13 protein-coding genes and 1 pseudogene are annotated in these 16,398 nt (G+C 38.6%); 11 read left to right on the forward strand and 3 right to left on the reverse strand.

Annotated features, from left to right (window positions below):
- The first annotated feature begins 49 nt into the window (after positions 1-49).
- The 3 genes from OCV70_RS13180 to OCV70_RS13190 are packed head-to-tail and all read left to right on the forward strand — an operon-like array spanning position 50 to position 5,864.
- Positions 50-4,786 carry a DUF3849 domain-containing protein gene (locus OCV70_RS13180; RefSeq protein ID WP_117650086.1) on the forward strand — a complete coding sequence of 1,579 codons (4,737 nt, stop codon included), beginning with the start codon at positions 50-52 and terminating at the stop codon, positions 4,784-4,786.
- The gene (locus tag OCV70_RS13185) at positions 4,783-5,016 is read left to right on the forward strand and encodes a transposon-transfer assisting family protein (protein WP_029730849.1); all 234 of its coding nucleotides are present in this window, start codon (positions 4,783-4,785) and stop codon (positions 5,014-5,016) included. The genes OCV70_RS13180 and OCV70_RS13185 overlap by 4 nt, the downstream gene beginning before the upstream one ends.
- Positions 5,013-5,864: a YodL domain-containing protein gene (locus OCV70_RS13190; protein WP_117650084.1), complete on the forward strand. Its 852-nt coding sequence runs from the start codon at positions 5,013-5,015 to the stop codon at positions 5,862-5,864. Before OCV70_RS13185 ends, OCV70_RS13190 begins: the two co-directional genes overlap by 4 nt.
- Positions 5,865-5,946: 82 nt before the next feature.
- Here OCV70_RS13190 and OCV70_RS13195 read toward each other — a convergent pair whose 3' ends face one another.
- The gene (locus tag OCV70_RS13195; protein ID WP_029730851.1) at positions 5,947-6,147 is read right to left on the reverse strand and encodes a helix-turn-helix domain-containing protein; all 201 of its coding nucleotides are present in this window, start codon (positions 6,145-6,147) and stop codon (positions 5,947-5,949) included.
- Positions 6,148-6,250: 103 nt separating this feature from the next.
- Here OCV70_RS13195 and OCV70_RS13200 point away from each other — a divergent pair, with 103 nt between their 5' ends.
- Entirely contained in the window at positions 6,251-6,688 is a 438-nt protein-coding gene (locus tag OCV70_RS13200; RefSeq protein WP_055282517.1) for a hypothetical protein, read from the forward strand.
- 63 nt (positions 6,689-6,751) lie between these two features.
- Here OCV70_RS13200 and OCV70_RS13205 read toward each other — a convergent pair whose 3' ends face one another.
- Together OCV70_RS13205 and OCV70_RS13210 are read right to left on the reverse strand one after the other, a co-directional pair.
- On the reverse strand, positions 6,752-8,404 hold the full coding sequence (locus tag OCV70_RS13205) for a relaxase/mobilization nuclease domain-containing protein (protein WP_118237796.1): 1,653 nt from the start codon (positions 8,402-8,404) through the stop codon (positions 6,752-6,754).
- Complete coding sequence (locus OCV70_RS13210; protein ID WP_055282513.1) at positions 8,376-8,765, reverse strand: plasmid mobilization protein; 390 nt, start codon at positions 8,763-8,765, stop codon at positions 8,376-8,378. Before OCV70_RS13210 ends, OCV70_RS13205 begins: the two co-directional genes overlap by 29 nt.
- 362 nt (positions 8,766-9,127) lie before the next feature.
- Between OCV70_RS13210 and OCV70_RS13215 the strand changes: the two genes are divergently transcribed.
- From OCV70_RS13215 to OCV70_RS13240, 7 genes and pseudogenes are all read left to right on the forward strand, one after another.
- Positions 9,128-9,388 carry a DUF6870 family protein gene (locus tag OCV70_RS13215; RefSeq protein WP_055282511.1) on the forward strand — a complete coding sequence of 87 codons (261 nt, stop codon included), beginning with the start codon at positions 9,128-9,130 and terminating at the stop codon, positions 9,386-9,388.
- A 174-nt stretch (positions 9,389-9,562) separates the two neighbouring features.
- On the forward strand, positions 9,563-11,218 hold the full coding sequence (locus OCV70_RS13220; protein WP_055282509.1) for a recombinase family protein: 1,656 nt from the start codon (positions 9,563-9,565) through the stop codon (positions 11,216-11,218).
- Positions 11,206-11,400: pseudogene (locus OCV70_RS20220) on the forward strand (hypothetical protein); the annotation flags it as partial. The gene OCV70_RS13220 and the pseudogene OCV70_RS20220, both read left to right, overlap by 13 nt.
- An 18-nt stretch (positions 11,401-11,418) precedes the next feature.
- Entirely contained in the window at positions 11,419-12,705 is a 1,287-nt protein-coding gene (locus OCV70_RS13225; protein WP_262579755.1) for a recombinase family protein, read from the forward strand.
- Between the two features lie 2 nt (positions 12,706-12,707).
- Positions 12,708-14,402: a recombinase family protein gene (locus tag OCV70_RS13230; protein WP_029730858.1), complete on the forward strand. Its 1,695-nt coding sequence runs from the start codon at positions 12,708-12,710 to the stop codon at positions 14,400-14,402.
- The gene (locus OCV70_RS13235) at positions 14,395-16,005 is read left to right on the forward strand and encodes a recombinase family protein (protein ID WP_262579756.1); all 1,611 of its coding nucleotides are present in this window, start codon (positions 14,395-14,397) and stop codon (positions 16,003-16,005) included. The genes OCV70_RS13230 and OCV70_RS13235 overlap by 8 nt, the downstream gene beginning before the upstream one ends.
- Positions 16,002-16,337 (forward strand): DUF6050 family protein, encoded by a 336-nt coding sequence (locus OCV70_RS13240; RefSeq protein WP_029730860.1) that lies wholly within the window; start codon positions 16,002-16,004, stop codon positions 16,335-16,337. Before OCV70_RS13235 ends, OCV70_RS13240 begins: the two co-directional genes overlap by 4 nt.
- Positions 16,338-16,398: the final 61 nt, after the last annotated feature.

Consider the following 16,398-nt stretch of genomic DNA (forward strand, 5'->3'; position numbering starts at 1 on the left):
GTCAGAGTGACCATAGCTTTGGCGGGATTTTTCTATGGAGGATTTGATTATGGCAAACAGAGAAGAACAGTTAAAGCAGATTACAGAGCAGTTGGAACAGGGTGTTGCAGAAATATTCACATCAGAAAAATATACGGAATATCTGAATACAATGGCAAAGTTCCATAATTACAGTTTTAATAATACATTGTTGATCGCTATGCAGAAACCGGAAGCAACACTGGTAGCGGGGTATCAGGCATGGCAGAAGAAATTCAACCGACAGGTAAAAAGAGGGGAAAAAGGCATCCAGATTATTGCCCCGGCTCCGTTTAAAGAGAAACAGGAGATTGAAAAAACTGATCCGGAAACAGGCGAGATTGTGATTGGGAAAGATGGACAGCCGGAAACAGAAGTAGTAGAGCGTGTTATTACAAAATTCCGGGTTACGACAGTATTTGATGTCAGCCAGACCACAGGAGAACCGATTCCAGAGTTTGAGGTATCAGAACTGGATGGAGATGTTTTGATCTACCATGATTTTATGGAATCATTAAAAATGGTTGCCCCGGTTCCTATCCGTTTTATTGAGATTGATGGGGAGGCGAAAGGCTTTTATCAGCTTGTCGATAAATATATTGCTATCCAGCCTGGCATGAGTGAGGCACAAACCATGAAAACAGCGGTGCATGAAACCGCACATGCAGTATTGCATGATCGTGATCAGATGGAAGTAGAGGGCATCGTAAAAGATCAGCTTACAAGGGAAGTAGAAGCAGAAAGTGTTGCCTATGTGGTATGTAACCATTTCGGACTGGACACATCGGAGTATTCTTTTTCCTATATTGCAAGCTGGTCTTCCGGTAAAAATATGAAAGAGCTTCGTGCTTCTATGGACACCATCCGTAAGACTTCTGCTGATATGATCGGACAGATTGAGGAAAAACTCAAAGAACTTCAGATAGAAAGAGCAGAGCAGGAAGCAGATGTTGTGGAGCAGACAGAAGAAATGAGTGCCATGCAGTATGCAGAACAGACTATTAATCGTCTGGAGCAGGAACGGACGATTTTCAGCAATGACCAGAGAAATCTTATCGTGAATTTTGCTTATAAACTGGATGATAGGGAAGCAATGGAAAAACTGGCAGAGAATCTTGCAGAATCTATTCTGGATGGAAACAGAGAAGCGGTACAAAAATTGATTGGAGAAGCGGAGGAACAGATTGAAAGTCTGCCGGATTCGATGATTGGTTTATCAGAATTGCATGAAGTCGGATTTTATTCAGAAAGTATGCTTCCGCTTACCAGGGAACGGGCAGTGGAATTGCACCATGAGGGAGTAACGGTTTATGGACTGACCGGAGCAGTTGGTGGTCAGGAACAGTCGCAAAGAATTATGAATCTGGAATTGGATATTTTACAGCATGACGGGTTATTCGGAGTGACGAAATTTGAATGGGAAAATTACCGGAGAAGTCAGGAAACGATTATGACACCGGAAGAAAAAGCAAAGATCAAAGAAACGCTTCTTCTGGAAAGTGATGGAAAACGTTATGGTATTTATCAGATTAACAGTGGACAGGAAGAAAGAGGGTATCAGTTTTTAAGTCTGGAAACGGCAAAAGAAATGGGATTTACCGTAGATGGCAAAGACTATCAGATGGTTTACAGTGAAAGACTGAGAGATGCTACGACACTGGACAATCTCTTTGAGCGATTTAATATAGAGCGTCCAAACGATTTTACCGGACATTCCATGTCAGTCAGTGACGTGATCATTATGAACCGGGGTGGAAGATTAGCCGCATACTATGTAGATTCCTTTGGATTTACAGAATTGCCGGACTTTGTGGCACAGAGAGTTGAAATGTTAAATGATAATCCGGTAAAAGCATATCCAGAAGTTTATATGGGAACTTTGGAAAAAGCTATGCAGGAGAGAAATGTAGATGCTTATCTGGATTCTAGAAAACTGAACATTGATTGTAAAAATGCTATCGAACAGGCAATCGCAGAGGGATTCAACGGTATGCGTTTAAATCCAGATGTTGCAGTAGGTGTGATTGAAAAATACGGGGAAGAACGGGTTGCATTTGTTCTGGCAAATACATTGAAACAGCTTTCTTATGATGGTAGATTTTCTGATGGCAATAAACGGTGGGCAGATGGCATTGATATTCCGGAAAATATCAGCCGGGGAATGGATCTGAACAGGGACTATATTGTGGGCAGCCATCCTGCAGTCCTGAATGGATTTATTGATATGGCAAGAAAAGAAATCCGTACCCGGAAACTGGAAGAGGTGCTTGGTGTGAAAAATCAGCATATCACTGAAACTACAAGAGGGTATGAAGCAGAAGGACATACAGGCACCTGGTATGCGATGGATATGAAAACATATCATGGGGAGCGATTCTTCCAGATGCGAAATGAGGAATACGGTCAGGATGTGGCAGATATTATCGTATCGGAAAATGGGACACTGGTGGCAGAGGACATCTGGCATGGATTTGATGAAGGAGCCAGGGAAGCTATTTCAGAATATCTGGAAGAAAATGGTGCAACGGTGTATGACCTGATAGATCTTCCAGACCAGGCAACAGTCATCTTAGCAGACGGAACAGTTATGAAAATCATGGAACAGCAGCCAATCAGTACAGATACATGGGAGCCGACACTGACCGGACAGAATCTGCGGGGTGAAGAACAGAAATTCAGCTTTTTCGAGATACATAAAGTCAGAGAAAATAATGGCATTGACCTGAAAATGCCAGAAAATCATTATATTGACCAATATTATGTGATCGAAGATCTGGCAGCAAAAGGTGGGATGAAGATCGAGAGATATAAGGATTTGGGAGCTGCCCTTGGAGCATATTACTCTCTGCCTAATCATAAAATGAAAGCTCTTGGAATTGAAAATACAGCACCGTTGCGAGGTAGTCTTGATTTTATTCAGTGTAAGAATGGAATAGATACATTGATTTATGATTGCCAGGAAGTGGAAGGATGGCTGAATCCGCAGATATACAATACTTTTAAAGAGATAGGAAACAGTCTGGCAGTGCATGATACAGAGATAGCATACCAGATTGGAGATCAGTATTTTACAATTCAGACGGTAGAAGATGGTTATGATTATACATTCTATGATAAAGATTATCTGGAACTGGATGGCGGCGTTTATGATGATCCGACTATTTCTATTACTGAAGCAATGGAGAATATTTTGGAAGATGAAGGACTTTCGATAGAAGATGCAAGCGTGATGGATTATGAAGAAATGTATGCAGAAATTGAATATGCAGAAGAAGAGAGACTGGAGAAGATACAATTTGAACGTACTTGCCCAAAGGCTTTTTTTGATGGTTATGACAGGGAAGCGGCATTAAAAAGTTATGAGGGAATAACCGTACAATTTAAAATGTCTGGTATGTATTTAACAGTGCAACCGACGGAGGATGGCTATAAATACCTGGTTTATGATCAGGAACTTCATGAAATTTCAGGAGATGCCTGTGGAAATCCAGAAGATTCTATTCAGAAAGCAATGTATGCCAGCTTGAAAAATGAAGGATTGGAAGATGTTGAATGTGTAAAAGTTGATGACAGGGAGTTTCGGGATAAGGTAATCAGTCATTCTAAAGAAGTGCTGGCCAGTGGAGATGTTCGATTCACTTCGGAACTTGGCAGATGTGAAACAGCATTGAATGGGATGGACAGGGCAGAAATTGAATATGAAGTTTTATTTCATGCAAGAGCTGTTCTGGAAGAAATGGGACTGGAAAATGAAGTTACATTGATTGGGGCGAGAGTACATGGTTCCAGAAGCAGAGATGACCTGTATCGTGCAGATTCTGATCTTGATGTGGTGCTTTCTTATCGAGGAAATATTCGAGAGGATAGTTTTTTTAACGAATTGAATTCGTATGGTATGGCAATAGCAGGCATTAAAGTAGACATTAACCCAATCTTAGAAGAAAGAATTACTTTGGCAGAGTATATAAAGGAATCGGAAGCCTATCTTGATCAGCAGGAAATCAGGAAACTCGCAGTGGACTTGGATAATTTTAGTTATGAATATGATACTTATGAATATAAAGATACCGTTGAAAATAGGGAAGAACAGGTTGAGAAACTCACAGAGGATATTTTGAACAAGGAGACAGCAGGTTTAAAAGACTGGCTGACTGAGGTGACAGAAGAATCGGATATAGATAGCGATGTAGTCACTGCCCAGTCATTACTTTCACGTCTGAAAAATGCAGAAACACTTTCTGTTTTTACCAGACAGCCAGAGCAGAAACAGCCGGAAGACACGATCACTTTTTATGTTGCGGAGTGTATGGAATTTCCTGTTATGGGTGAGTACCACGAAAATCTTACTTTGGAAGAAGCCTTACACATTTATGAAACCATTCCCGCTGAACGTATGAATGGGATAAAAGGTGTTGGATTTGAACTGCATGATGGAAGCGATTATGACGGACCGTATGATCTTATGCGACTGGGAAAAGTAGACCGGGAAGGTGTGGAGATGATTAAACACTATAAGGAAAGTCCATTAGTTCAGAAAGCAATGGATGATGTGGAAAAATATTTTGCCAGGAAGCAGGAACTTACAAAAAGAACAGAACAGGTAGTTGGAGATAAGCCTATACAGAAAGAAAATGTTTCACATCCAAAGAGCAGAAAAGAATCTGTTCTTCAGGCACTCCGGGAACGTCAGGCAAAAATAAAAGAGCAGGAACAGACTGCAACGAAAGAAAAATCCAGAACACATAAGAAGGGAGAGGTGTCATTATGATGGTAAGATTTGAGGAAGATGAATATATTGCTGTTGCGATTTTTGATGCGGGTGACAGGATTCAGACAATGAATGCTATGGATGAAATTTTTTCCTATCTGGATGAAGATATGAAGTATCTGATATTTACAACAATTCAGAAGCTGTATTATCTTAGCGATGAAGGATACAAAGAGCTGGAAAGAACCGTAGAGATTTATAAAGCAGACTTGGAGGTGGATGGAGAATGAGTAGAAGTCAGTTTGCAGTTTATCAGTTAAAAAAGAAGCCGGAATTGAGAAACCTTCTTTTCCGTACCTATGAAGAACTTGCACAGGATCAGATTCCTGTGCAGGTGAAAAATTATGAACAGGTGTATCTTGGAACAATGAAACCGGGAGAAACGCCAGAGCAGATAAAAAAGGAGCTGGAGAAGAAACAACCACATAATTATAAAGGTCATGCAATCAGTACCAGTGACGTGATGATCTTGAATGATAATGGTATCACGACTGTTTACTATGTAAATAAAGATGCTTTTATAGAGATTTCTGATTTTATGAAAGTTGCATCTTCGGAAAACGGTGGACTTACGAAGGATACGGTTGGCTATGAAATAGAGGGAAAAGACGGATCATGGGAAGTAATAGATTATCTGCTGGTAGAAGGCAAGAATTATTTCCTTATGGAACATGAGCAGTATGGGAAAGATGTTGCGTATGTAGTTTTGAACCAGGACGGCAAAGTGATTGTAGATAGCACATATAATGGATTTGATGATGCGGTAAAACAGAAAATTCTTGATTCTCTGCATCCGCCAGTGCAGGAACAGACAGAAAATAGTAAACCGAAACTGGATAACTGGCAGAAGTATCTGGAAAATGGGGAATACCTGAGAAGTGCGGAAATTACAGAGGAAGCAAATTATAATATGATTGACGGACTTAGAAATAATTCTGCACCGAAAGATAAAAAGAAGCGTCCAAAAGAATCCGTTCTTGCGAAGCTGAATGAGAAAAAGGAAGAAGTTGCCAAGCGTAGTGGACAGAAAGCAATGCAGCAGATAATGGGACAAGACGTGGAGCGTACAAAAAAATAAAAATGAGAGGCTGGTCACAGTTGTGGCTGGCTTCTTTTTTTGCATAGAAAAAGACTGGCCAGTGCCGAATAATCAGTTAGGGCTAGTCTTTATAGTGTGTTGCAATATCTTCAATTTTACAATCCAGAATATTACAGAGAGTGTTGATGGTGTTCATACTGACACCTTCATTATTCTGCAAACGATGTATCAGGGACTTACTGAAATGATATTCTTTGTGAAGAGTGTATTTTGTGATACCTCTTTCCTGCATGGTAAGCCACAATTTATCATATTTAATCAACGGCTATCTCCACCTTTTTCTTGTCTTTCCCTCATTATAGGGTTAAGATAGAAAGTAACAAAGGTTCTGTTTTCGGAACCCATATCAATGAGGAGGAGATGGATTGAAAAAGCAGAGGATAAAAGGAATTGTACTGGTAGTTGTTTGTTTCATATGTGTATTGTGTATATGTAGTGGGTTTTATAGAGTGCAGTCGAAGGAACTTTCGGAAATTCCTGATGCAGTCAATAGTACGAGATTTAACACTACGGAACATTTAACAGTTGTAGCAAATCAGGAGGAAATTGCTGATAAAAAGGAACTGGCAAAACAGATTATAAAAATGTGCAGGGAAAATTCTTTTCAGTCTATAAAGTTTTCTTATGATATGGTATGCCCGACAGAATTACAGATCAATGTATATAAGACGGAAAACGACTTTAACGATAATAAGCAATTCTGTGAGATAGCGTATTTATCAGATGAAGAAAATGGGGAATATGATATTATCCACAACCCTGAAAAATTTATATTGTATGTAGATGGAGAAAAGGTAGAATAGAGAAATAGAGGTTTGCTTCCCTGGATTTAAGGAAGAACCTCTATTTTTATGAAAAAAAGTCGGTTATGATTTTTCTTGTGTATGTTCATGCTGGCGATTTTGAACTTGTGAGGTTCCAAGAATAATATCTACATTGGAACACACTGTACGGAGTTCCCGTTCATGTTCCCGTCGGGCATTAAAGTCTTCACGTTGCATCGTCTGTAATTCTGTTAAGCGATTCTTTTCCTCACGCAGCATTTTTAATGTAGGAAGTTTATTGCCCTGTGATTTTTCTTTGAGTATTCGGAGGGCAGATTCATAGAGTGTAAGTTCTGCCCGGTGATCATCATAAAATTTTTCTTTGTGCCGACTTTTGCGGTAATCAGAATATATAGATTTATTGGCAAGATACTGTCCGGTATAATGAATCTGTTCATTGACATTCTTCAAAGTATTCTCTGTGGATTTTAGTGTATTTCTTGCATCAGTGCTTTGAGCAGAGGCATCGGAAAGAGCTGCATCTAAATCTGCCTTGGATTGAAAGCCATGTTCCTGTACATAGGCAACTGTCTGAGCCATCATTTTCAGGTTAGACAGTTTTACTTTTTGAGCATACGCCTGACTTTGCTGTGCTTTAATACAATGCTGCAAATCTGTTACCAACCGTAAATCAGATTTTATAAAGAGGAAAGTATGTGGAGCTTCTGTAGTTGTAGCAGTGTAGGCAGAAACTGTTGGAGTTGAAGAATTAACAACTTGAGAAATATCAGGAACCGGATTTTCAGTAATCTGTGAGGTAGAATTTTCTTGAAATATTTGCAGAAGATGTTTTTCCTCATAAAGCGTACCAAGGCTTCTTCCAGTAATGTATTTACTGCGATTGGGATGCAGGTAGCTGTATCTGCCACGCCTGACTTTGAATGTAATATTATATTTTTCAGACAGCAATCTGGAAAAATCTTCTTGTGATATTGCCTGTGAAGCAACTGTATCAATCGCATCACGAAGATATTGCTTCTCGGTTTGAAAAGTAGTCTGCCTTGGAGTCAGCCCTTTCTTTTCAAGCTGTGCATTGTGTTTATCAAGTTTTTTTTGTCCTCTGCGTTTTGCCCAGTACTCTTTTTCAGATATTTTCCTTTCAGCAGGTGTTAGAAGGTCTACCTGGTTCAACCCATTGGCGGTACACATATCCATGACTTTTTGCTTTAAATAGATTCGGTATCTATCGGAAAGATGATGTTTATATCCAGCTTTTGAATCCCGGTCAAATTCCATATAGGGCTGAGGCTTAGTGTCATATTTGCGGATACTGTTGATTACAATATGCACATGAATATTGCCACTACCATTGTGACCGTCAGTGTGAGTACAGACAAGTGCCTGGTGTCCGGGAAAATTCTCTTTGGCATATTCTACGCCAAGTTGCTGCGCCAGTTCTCCAGTCAATCCATGTTCGTCCCGGTCTTTAGGATCGAAGCTGATGATATAGTGGTGTGACTTGATATCATTATAAGATTGGTTCTTATGAAAATAAGCATTTGTTTCCTGACATTCCGCTGCAAAGGTAAATGGGTCGCAGTTTATTCCATCAAGATAGTATTCCTCACGAATAAGCATATGACCGTTTTCATCAAGGATAGGTTTCTGTGTATATTCGTCATGTTGAAAGATCAGATAACGTTCAGCTTCTCCATAATCTGCATTTTTACTTGCTATATGTTTCAGTATTGCCATGAAAGTCACCTGCCATTTCCATTACCTTATATTTCATTTCGTATAAATCTCGAAGTCGCTTATTTATTTCTCCTCGCATTTCCTGAGAAAGAATCCCACCCTGATTAAAATATTTTGCAATCTGATTGAGGTTGCTGCCTATCTTTCCAAACTCTGCGAGCAGTTTCTTTATTTCTGGAACATCAGCAACTATTTCAATTTTGGTCTGTACTTTTCCTTTTAAAACTTGTGTTCGCACATAAGAAGCCAATGACATATTAGCTTGTTTGGCGGCAGTTTCGATAATTGAAAATTCTGTCTCAGTGAAACGAACGGTAATACGATGGTTACGATACATTTCTTCTTTTTTAGGTCTTGTCATAACTTTAATCCTCCAGTTTTTTTTGTAAGTAAAATTCACAGTCTGCTGTGAAAGTTAAGTAATAAAAAATTATTACGCTGTGACCATGCAAATGGGAACCAATGAAACAATCATTGATTGTGCTTGAGGGTATGGGGAGCAAAATCCCCATCAAGTTGCCTGCTGTCAAAATCCGGAAACCGGGTTTCTGGCAGCCAGGGCGAAACTTGCTCTAAGAAAGAAATCCCTCTACTAATAAGGCTTTGGAAAGCCTGTTTACCAACCCTCAAAATGAAAAAAATAAAAAAACAGGAAATGCAGGTTGGTAAATAGCCTCTGCCGAGCTTTATAGGTAGAAGTAGTTTTTTCCGGGAGGTGTAAAAATGGCAGAGAAAGAATTACCAACACCAGAAGAAATGCAGGAGATGGCAGAGATAGATATTAGAACGGTAGACACAAGCAGTCTGGTAGATATAGAGCAGGTGCAGATACAAACAGAACTGCCACAGGAAGAACGGATTGCAGATTATATCAGGCAGATTAAAAATCCGTATTGCTATATCTCTCATGGAGTAGCGGTAAAAATAAGTTTTACTGGAAAATGTACACTGGAAGAAAGCCTGAACAGGTGTATCTCGTTGTGAAAATGAAGAAAAACAGGATGGAAAGAAATTTAAAAAGAATGAAAAAAGGTATAGCAGTGAGCCAGAAGTTATGTTAATATGGTGTTGGGTCAAAATTTAAAAGCATTCAAGAAGCCATGAATTTCTTGGTTTACACTGCCGGACGGCATAGTAAATTAGGAGGTTGATGGCTTTATGTATTTCAATCAAAAGTCTATATTAGCAGCGGACTATCTCAGACTCTCCAGAGAAGACGGAGATAAATTGGAAAGTGATAGTATCCGCAATCAAAGAAGTCTGATTAACGATTTTGTAAAACAGCACCCAGAGATCACATTGGTCGATGAATATGTTGACGATGGTTACAGTGGAACAAATTTTGAACGTCCTGCATTTAAGCGATTGATTGAGGATGTGAAGAAAAAGAAAATCAACTGTATTATCGTCAAGGACTTATCCAGACTGGGAAGAAACTATATTGAAACAGGAAGATACCTGGAAAAGATATTCCCGTTTCTTGGAGTAAGGTTTATTGCAGTTACAGACCATTATGACAGTGCAGCAGAATCGGATGATGCAGACCAGATCATTGTTCCTTTTAAGAATCTGATAAATGATGCTTATTGCAGGGACATCTCAATTAAAATCCGAAGTCAGTTAGATGTAAAAAGAAAAAATGGACAGTTTATTGGCAGCTTTGCTGGGTATGGCTATCAGAAAGATCCAGAGAATAAAAATCATCTCATTATAGATGAATATGCAGCAGATATAGTCCGATATATTTTCAATCTGAAAATGGACGGTTACAGTTCTCAAAGGATTGCAGAGAAGCTGAATGAAATGGGAGTGCTTCCACCAATGGAATATAAACGAAGCTGTGGTATGAATTATAATAGTGGATTTCGTTCAGGAGCCAAGCCTAAATGGGCGGTCACAACTGTAAATCGCATTTTGACAAATGAGTTATATACAGGAACAATGGTTCAGGGAAAGAATCGTAAAATCAACTATAAAGTAAAAGAGTGCAGACCAGTAGCAGAAGAAAACTGGATTCGTGTAGAGAAAACGCATGAAGCGATTATTGCAGAGGAAATATTTCAGTATGTACAGTCATTGATGGAACTGGATACCCGCACAGCACCAGAGGAAGAATCCGTATATATTTTTTCGGGATTTTTGCGATGTGGAGATTGCGGGCAGAACATGGTGAAGAGAAGCACAACAAAAAATGGAAAGCGGTATTATTACTACCATTGTTCTACATATAAAAACGGAGATGGATGTAGTTCACATCTGATTAGTGAAAAGACGGTTCATAAAGTTGTTTTGGATGCTATACAAAGGCAGATTGCCTTATTGGTAAATGCGGAGAATATCATTCAGAACAGTGGAATGAAAAATTATAAAAAAACAGAACTGGATTCACTGGAAAAGCAGTTGGTGGTTCTGCATGAGGAAGTAGAGAAGTATAAAGATTTAAAAACCCGGTTGTATCAGGATATGTTAGATAACATTGTGACGAGAGAAGAATACCATGAGTATAACCGGAGATTTACAGACAAGCTACATAATGCGGAAAAGGCAGAACGTGAATTAGAGCAGAGGAAAGAAAAGGCATCTGCGGAGGGAAAACGGGAACACCCTTGGATTGAGGATTTCAAGTGCTATCAGAATATTACACAGCTTGATCGTAAAGCGGTAGTTACTCTAATTGATAAAGTCATTGTGTATGGAAAAGACCGTCTGGAAATTTGCTTTAAGTATGCAGACGAAATACAGGAAATGACAGAAGCAGCTCAGAATATTCGGGAAATGGAAGAAAGGGAAGGTAGATTTAAATGCGGTGCGTAAGTTATACAAGGACTACATCGTGCAAAAATACAAAGAAAATTCCATCAGATATTATCCAACAGCAGAATGAACATATTCAGAACTATATACAATCACATGGTTGGAAGCTGGTAGCAAAATACAGTGACCGGAAAAAGGATGAAAATGAAAATACAGCTTTTGAAGAAATGACGGCAGATGGGATTAACCGTAAATTTGATATGGTGGTAGTAGATAGTGTTGACCGTTGCGGAAAATATATTTCCTGTGCGGAAGATGTACTGGTTAAAACATTCTTTCCGGCGGGACTTCACTTTGCGATAGTACAGAGCGATTTTTGCAGTATTGGAAAAAGCAGGGAAGAAATAGACGAGTATTTCAGAAAAGAGAAAATTGCGGTACAGGTAAAGAGTATGCGTGAATATGCGATTCGTGAACAGGTAGAGGGATATTATACAGTTCACGATGAAAAATATGGATACATACTTTCAGAAGATAGAAAAGAATTAATTGTCGAGGAAGAGGCTGCGAAGATTGTACGGGAGATATTTCAAATGACATTGGCAGAAATCTCTATAAAAAAGATAGTAGCCATTCTGAATGAGCGAGGAGAAGAATCTCCAATGGTACATAATGCGAGAGTGGGGCATAAGCACTGGCCGCATTATGAAAATAAGTGGAGCGAAGGTGCTTTGCGGAGGATTTTAGAGTGTACAGCATATGATGGCTATTGGCAGAAAACAATCAACGGAGAAGTTTGTACGCTTTCAATAACACCAATACTAGATGAAGGAGTTTTTGAACAGGCTAGAAGACTTATTAAAAGTCGAACAACTACAGATAATATCATAGGTGGGAAGCCGGGGCCATATGTAAGAAAAATCTATGATGAAGCAACTGGAAAGCCGTTGTACCTGAGAAATTTCCGAAGTGGTGACGTTGCTTTTGTGTTCAATCCGCAGATGAGTGAATTACCAAAGAAAAGAAAAATTTATATAGAAGAAGCTAAGGTTACAGAGGCAGTAAAAAATGCAATTTCTCTGGAAATGGATATGGCTGAAAAAATGAAAGCATATTTGCAGACAGAAAAAATGCAACAGCTATTACAGAAAGAGACTCAGCAATATTCAGAAAAGGCATGGATGATATTCCAGGAAATGGAGCAGGTAGAGAAAGATCGTATTCCTTTATATGAAAAATTCCGGGACTATGAGATTGGTCAGACAGAATATCAGGAGAAAAAAGAAGAAATACAGGCGCAGTTGCAAATGTATGAAAACGATTTTGAAGGACTGATGGACAGGCTTGCAAATATGAAAAAGGCTTATAGCGAGGAAAATGAATGGATAAAAACATTTCAAAGGGAAGAGTTACCGGAGAAGCTGGAAAGTCAACATGTTAAAAAATGGGTAGATAAAATAATTGTTTCAGATTTAAGAGATGTGCATGTATACCTGACAATGCAGAACTGGAAGAATTATTTTCCAGAAGAATGGATGGAGGAATAGCAATGGCAAGGAAAAGCAGAAGAAATAAAAATGTTGAGGCTGTTAGTAATCAGATTATAGAAAACTGTGAGAATCTGATAGATACCGGAGCGTATATTCGATTATCTGTTGAAAATGGTGGAAATGAAACGGACGAAACTTTAGTTGTACAACAAATGCTGGTTGAAAAGTTCATAGAGGAGCATCCGGATTTAAAATTGGCAGGTACATATATAGACAATGGATTTAGCGGAACTAATTTTGAACGACCAGGCTTCTTGAAACTCATGGAAGATGTCCGGTCAGGAAAGATTCAGTGTATTGTTGTAAAAGACTTATCACGTTTTGGCAGGGACTATCTGGAAACAGGATATTATCTGGAAACGATTTTACCAAGGTTAAATGTAAGGTTTATCGCAATTACAGATGATTATGACAGTTCCAGAAAAGAGGACAGGGAAAACATCAGTGTTCCATTAAAAAATATGGTTAATGCCATGTATGCAAAAGATATGTCAAAAAAGATTCTGGCTGCAAAAGATGCACAGCGAAAAAAGGGAAATATTACTTTATCAAAAGTAGCATTTGGATATGTCCGTTCAGAGGACAGGCACAGACAGATTGTTGATGAAGAGGTTGCACCATTTGTAAGGATGATATTTCAGTGGTATATGATGGGAGTCAGCAAAAAGAAAATTGCAGATAGATTAAATCTCATGGGAATTGCAACACCTGGACAAAGAGAAAAAACTGGTGTATTGACTGTTCCGTTAGAACAGACAAAGTGGAGAACGGATACAGTAGATAAGATTGTGAATAACCCTACATATGTTGGAGATATTGTAACCGGAAAGTTGAAGCAGTCATTGTATAAAGGGATAAAGCAGTATAGAACTTCGCCGGAGGACTGGAATGTTCAGAGAGATATGCATACGCCGATGATCGCAAGGGATGATTATGAAGAACTGCAGGAAAGGTCAAATAAAATAAAAAAGGTCACAAGAAACTGGCATTTAAAATATATGGAGGACAGAGAAAAATACAAAGACTGTTTTCCAGGTATGGTTCGATGTGGAGATTGTGGACGTCCAATGTATTGTGTCCGCTATACCCATAATTATAAGACAATGGAGAAAGTAGGAATTTATTATACCTGTTCTGCTCAAAATTATACGAATAATTATTGCAGTCAGAAGATAGAAGAAAATCTGCTGAAGATACTTGTGATGGATCAAATTCAGATTCTTATAAGAAGTATGTGTGACAGAAAAAAGCTGTTACAAAAATTGAAAAGTGATTCCAGTGAGAAAAATGCTTTTTATGAAGCAGGTGCAAAAGTGCGAATGTTGGAAAGAAAAATAGCGCAGGCAGAAGAAAAGAACACTGTATTGTATGAGGACTATGTAGGTGGGATTGTAGAAAAAGAGGACTTCGATATGATGAAAGAGCGTTATATCCGGGAGTTACAAAATCTGAGGGATGATTTGCAAATTGCAAAACAGAATCAAAGAATGTTGGAGAAAAAAACTGACAGATATATGAATATGGTCAGCAACTTGGAGCAGTATCTTTCTGACAGGAGCTTCAATGAAGCACTGGTACAGGAACTTGTAGAATATGTGGAGATATATAAAAACGGAAGCATTCATGTGTGCTTCAAGTGTGATGATAAATATAAACAGATAACAGAATTGATAGAGGGTGTTAAAAGTGCGTAAGAATGGATTGTATCTGAGGTTATCTATTGCAGATGGAGATTTGGGAAAAGACAATAAGGATGAAAGTAACAGTATTGATAACCAGAGAACGCTTCTTGTAAATTTTGTTCAGGACAGGGATGATCTGTCAGATGAATATATAGAGTATGTGGATGACGGTTATTCGGGAACTAATTTTGAACGTCCGGCGTTTAAACGCATGATAGAGGATGCGAAAACTGGGAAAATAGATACGATTATTGTAAAAGATTTTTCACGATTTGGCAGAGATTATATTGGTGTAGGAGATTATCTGGAGCAAGTACTTCCAATACTGGGAATCCGTTTTATCTCATTAAACAATAATTATGACAGCAATGATTATTTAGGAAAAACTATGGGAATGGATATGGCAATTCACAACTTGGTCAACAACCTTTATAGCAAAGACATTTCTAAAAAGCTGAAAAGTGCATTGAGAGTGAAATGGAGAAATGGTCAATGGACTGGTGGGAAGCCTCCATTCGGATATTTGCGAAATAAAGAAACTGGAGAATGGCTGATAGATCCGGTAGCTGGAAAGTATGTAAGAATGGTTTTTGAAAAAGCAATTGAGGGATGTAATACTTCTCAGATTTCATATTACATGAATGAGCAAAAGATTCCTACGCCGGGAAGATATAATAAAGAGAATGGTCTTACGCATTATGGATATAATCAAAAAATGCCAGAGTCGGAAATTCTGTGGGATTGTGGCATGGTTCGAGCCATTCTTGGAAGATATGAATATACAGGAGCTTTAGTGCAGGGAAAACGACAAAGTATTGCGGTTGGCAGTAAAGTAACCAGAAAATCGAGGGATAAAGATGTGGTTATTACAAAAAATGTTCATCCGGCAATCGTGTCAGAGAAAGAATATGAAATAGCAAAGGCAACTATCGCATTTATGAAAAAACCAGATTACCGGGGTACAAGAAAGTTTGCATTGAAAGGAAAAGTCAGATGTGGGAATTGCAGACGATCAATGGTATTGATGGAATCCGGTGCTAATGACAGGGTATATTGTCCACATAAAAAGATGACAGGAAAATTTGCCAAGTGTTCAGACGAAATGGTTTCTGTTTCAATTATAGAAGGGCATGTATGGTATGCTTTAAAACGTGTCCTTTATGTATTGGATGCTATACAGTTGGATTTTGAGGAAAAGACAACTAATTTAGATAGTGTCAGAAGAAAAAAGATAAAACAGCTAGAGGCTGAGAGTAATGTGTTAAAAAGTGAGAGAATACGTCAGTATGAATCGTATGCGGAAGGTATTATAACGAAAGAAAAGTATATGATGAAAAAAATGCAGATTACGGATCGAATGAATGGCATACAGGCAGAGATAGAAACACTCACACGTTTATCGGTGGAGGAAGAAGCATATAAAAGTAAAGTGGCATCTGCTGTTGAATTACTGGAAGGGGAAATGCAGCATGAGAAGATTACAAAAGAACTTGTAAATGCCACGATTGATACAGTTTATGTATATGATAAAAAGAGGATAGAGATAGTATTCAGTTTTGATGATGTTCTGATGAAAGCAATAGAAAAATACCAGAAAGGGGTAAAGGAAGCATGACATTTAAAAATTTTGTATGTAAAGGAATCTTAGTATTTGCAGGGCTGCTTCTGCTTGGATGGATTGGAAAATATATTTATATGGTGGATGGGGAAATTGACTGGTTCAGATTTATGCTGGTTTACGGAGTGCCAGTGGGAATCCCACATATGTTTATTATAATTCCCTGGCATTGGGATTTATCCGGTATCCTTGGAATGGTTGCTCTGTGCGTAATTGTAGGCGGGATATTTGGTTGTGTGATTGCAGCATGGCTTGGAATCCGGGCGGTATGGTATATGGTGGGATTTCCAATTAGCAAGATTGTGGCGATACATAAAAGGACTTGCTAAAAATAATAGTATGAAATATGACCACAGGTGTAAAGTGATATGCCTGTGGTTTTATTTTGCC

The organism is Blautia acetigignens (genome assembly GCF_025566865.1).
Taxonomy (GTDB): Bacteria; Bacillota; Clostridia; order Lachnospirales; family Lachnospiraceae; genus Blautia_A; species Blautia_A acetigignens.

Excerpts from the sequence above, each read along its gene's own strand:
- OCV70_RS13180 (WP_117650086.1), top strand. The coding sequence starts at position 50 with ATGGCAAACAGAGAAGAACAGTTAAAGCAGATTACAGAGCAGTTGGAA.
- OCV70_RS13185 (WP_029730849.1), top strand. The coding sequence starts at position 4,783 with ATGATGGTAAGATTTGAGGAAGATGAATATATTGCTGTTGCGATTTTT.
- OCV70_RS13190 (WP_117650084.1), top strand. The coding sequence starts at position 5,013 with ATGAGTAGAAGTCAGTTTGCAGTTTATCAGTTAAAAAAGAAGCCGGAA.
- OCV70_RS13205 (WP_118237796.1), bottom strand. The coding sequence starts at position 8,404 with ATGGCAATACTGAAACATATAGCAAGTAAAAATGCAGATTATGGAGAA.
- OCV70_RS13210 (WP_055282513.1), bottom strand. The coding sequence starts at position 8,765 with ATGACAAGACCTAAAAAAGAAGAAATGTATCGTAACCATCGTATTACC.
- OCV70_RS13215 (WP_055282511.1), top strand. The coding sequence starts at position 9,128 with ATGGCAGAGAAAGAATTACCAACACCAGAAGAAATGCAGGAGATGGCA.
- OCV70_RS13220 (WP_055282509.1), top strand. The coding sequence starts at position 9,563 with ATGTATTTCAATCAAAAGTCTATATTAGCAGCGGACTATCTCAGACTC.
- OCV70_RS13225 (WP_262579755.1), top strand. The coding sequence starts at position 11,419 with ATGGTGGTAGTAGATAGTGTTGACCGTTGCGGAAAATATATTTCCTGT.
- OCV70_RS13230 (WP_029730858.1), top strand. The coding sequence starts at position 12,708 with ATGGCAAGGAAAAGCAGAAGAAATAAAAATGTTGAGGCTGTTAGTAAT.
- OCV70_RS13240 (WP_029730860.1), top strand. The coding sequence starts at position 16,002 with ATGACATTTAAAAATTTTGTATGTAAAGGAATCTTAGTATTTGCAGGG.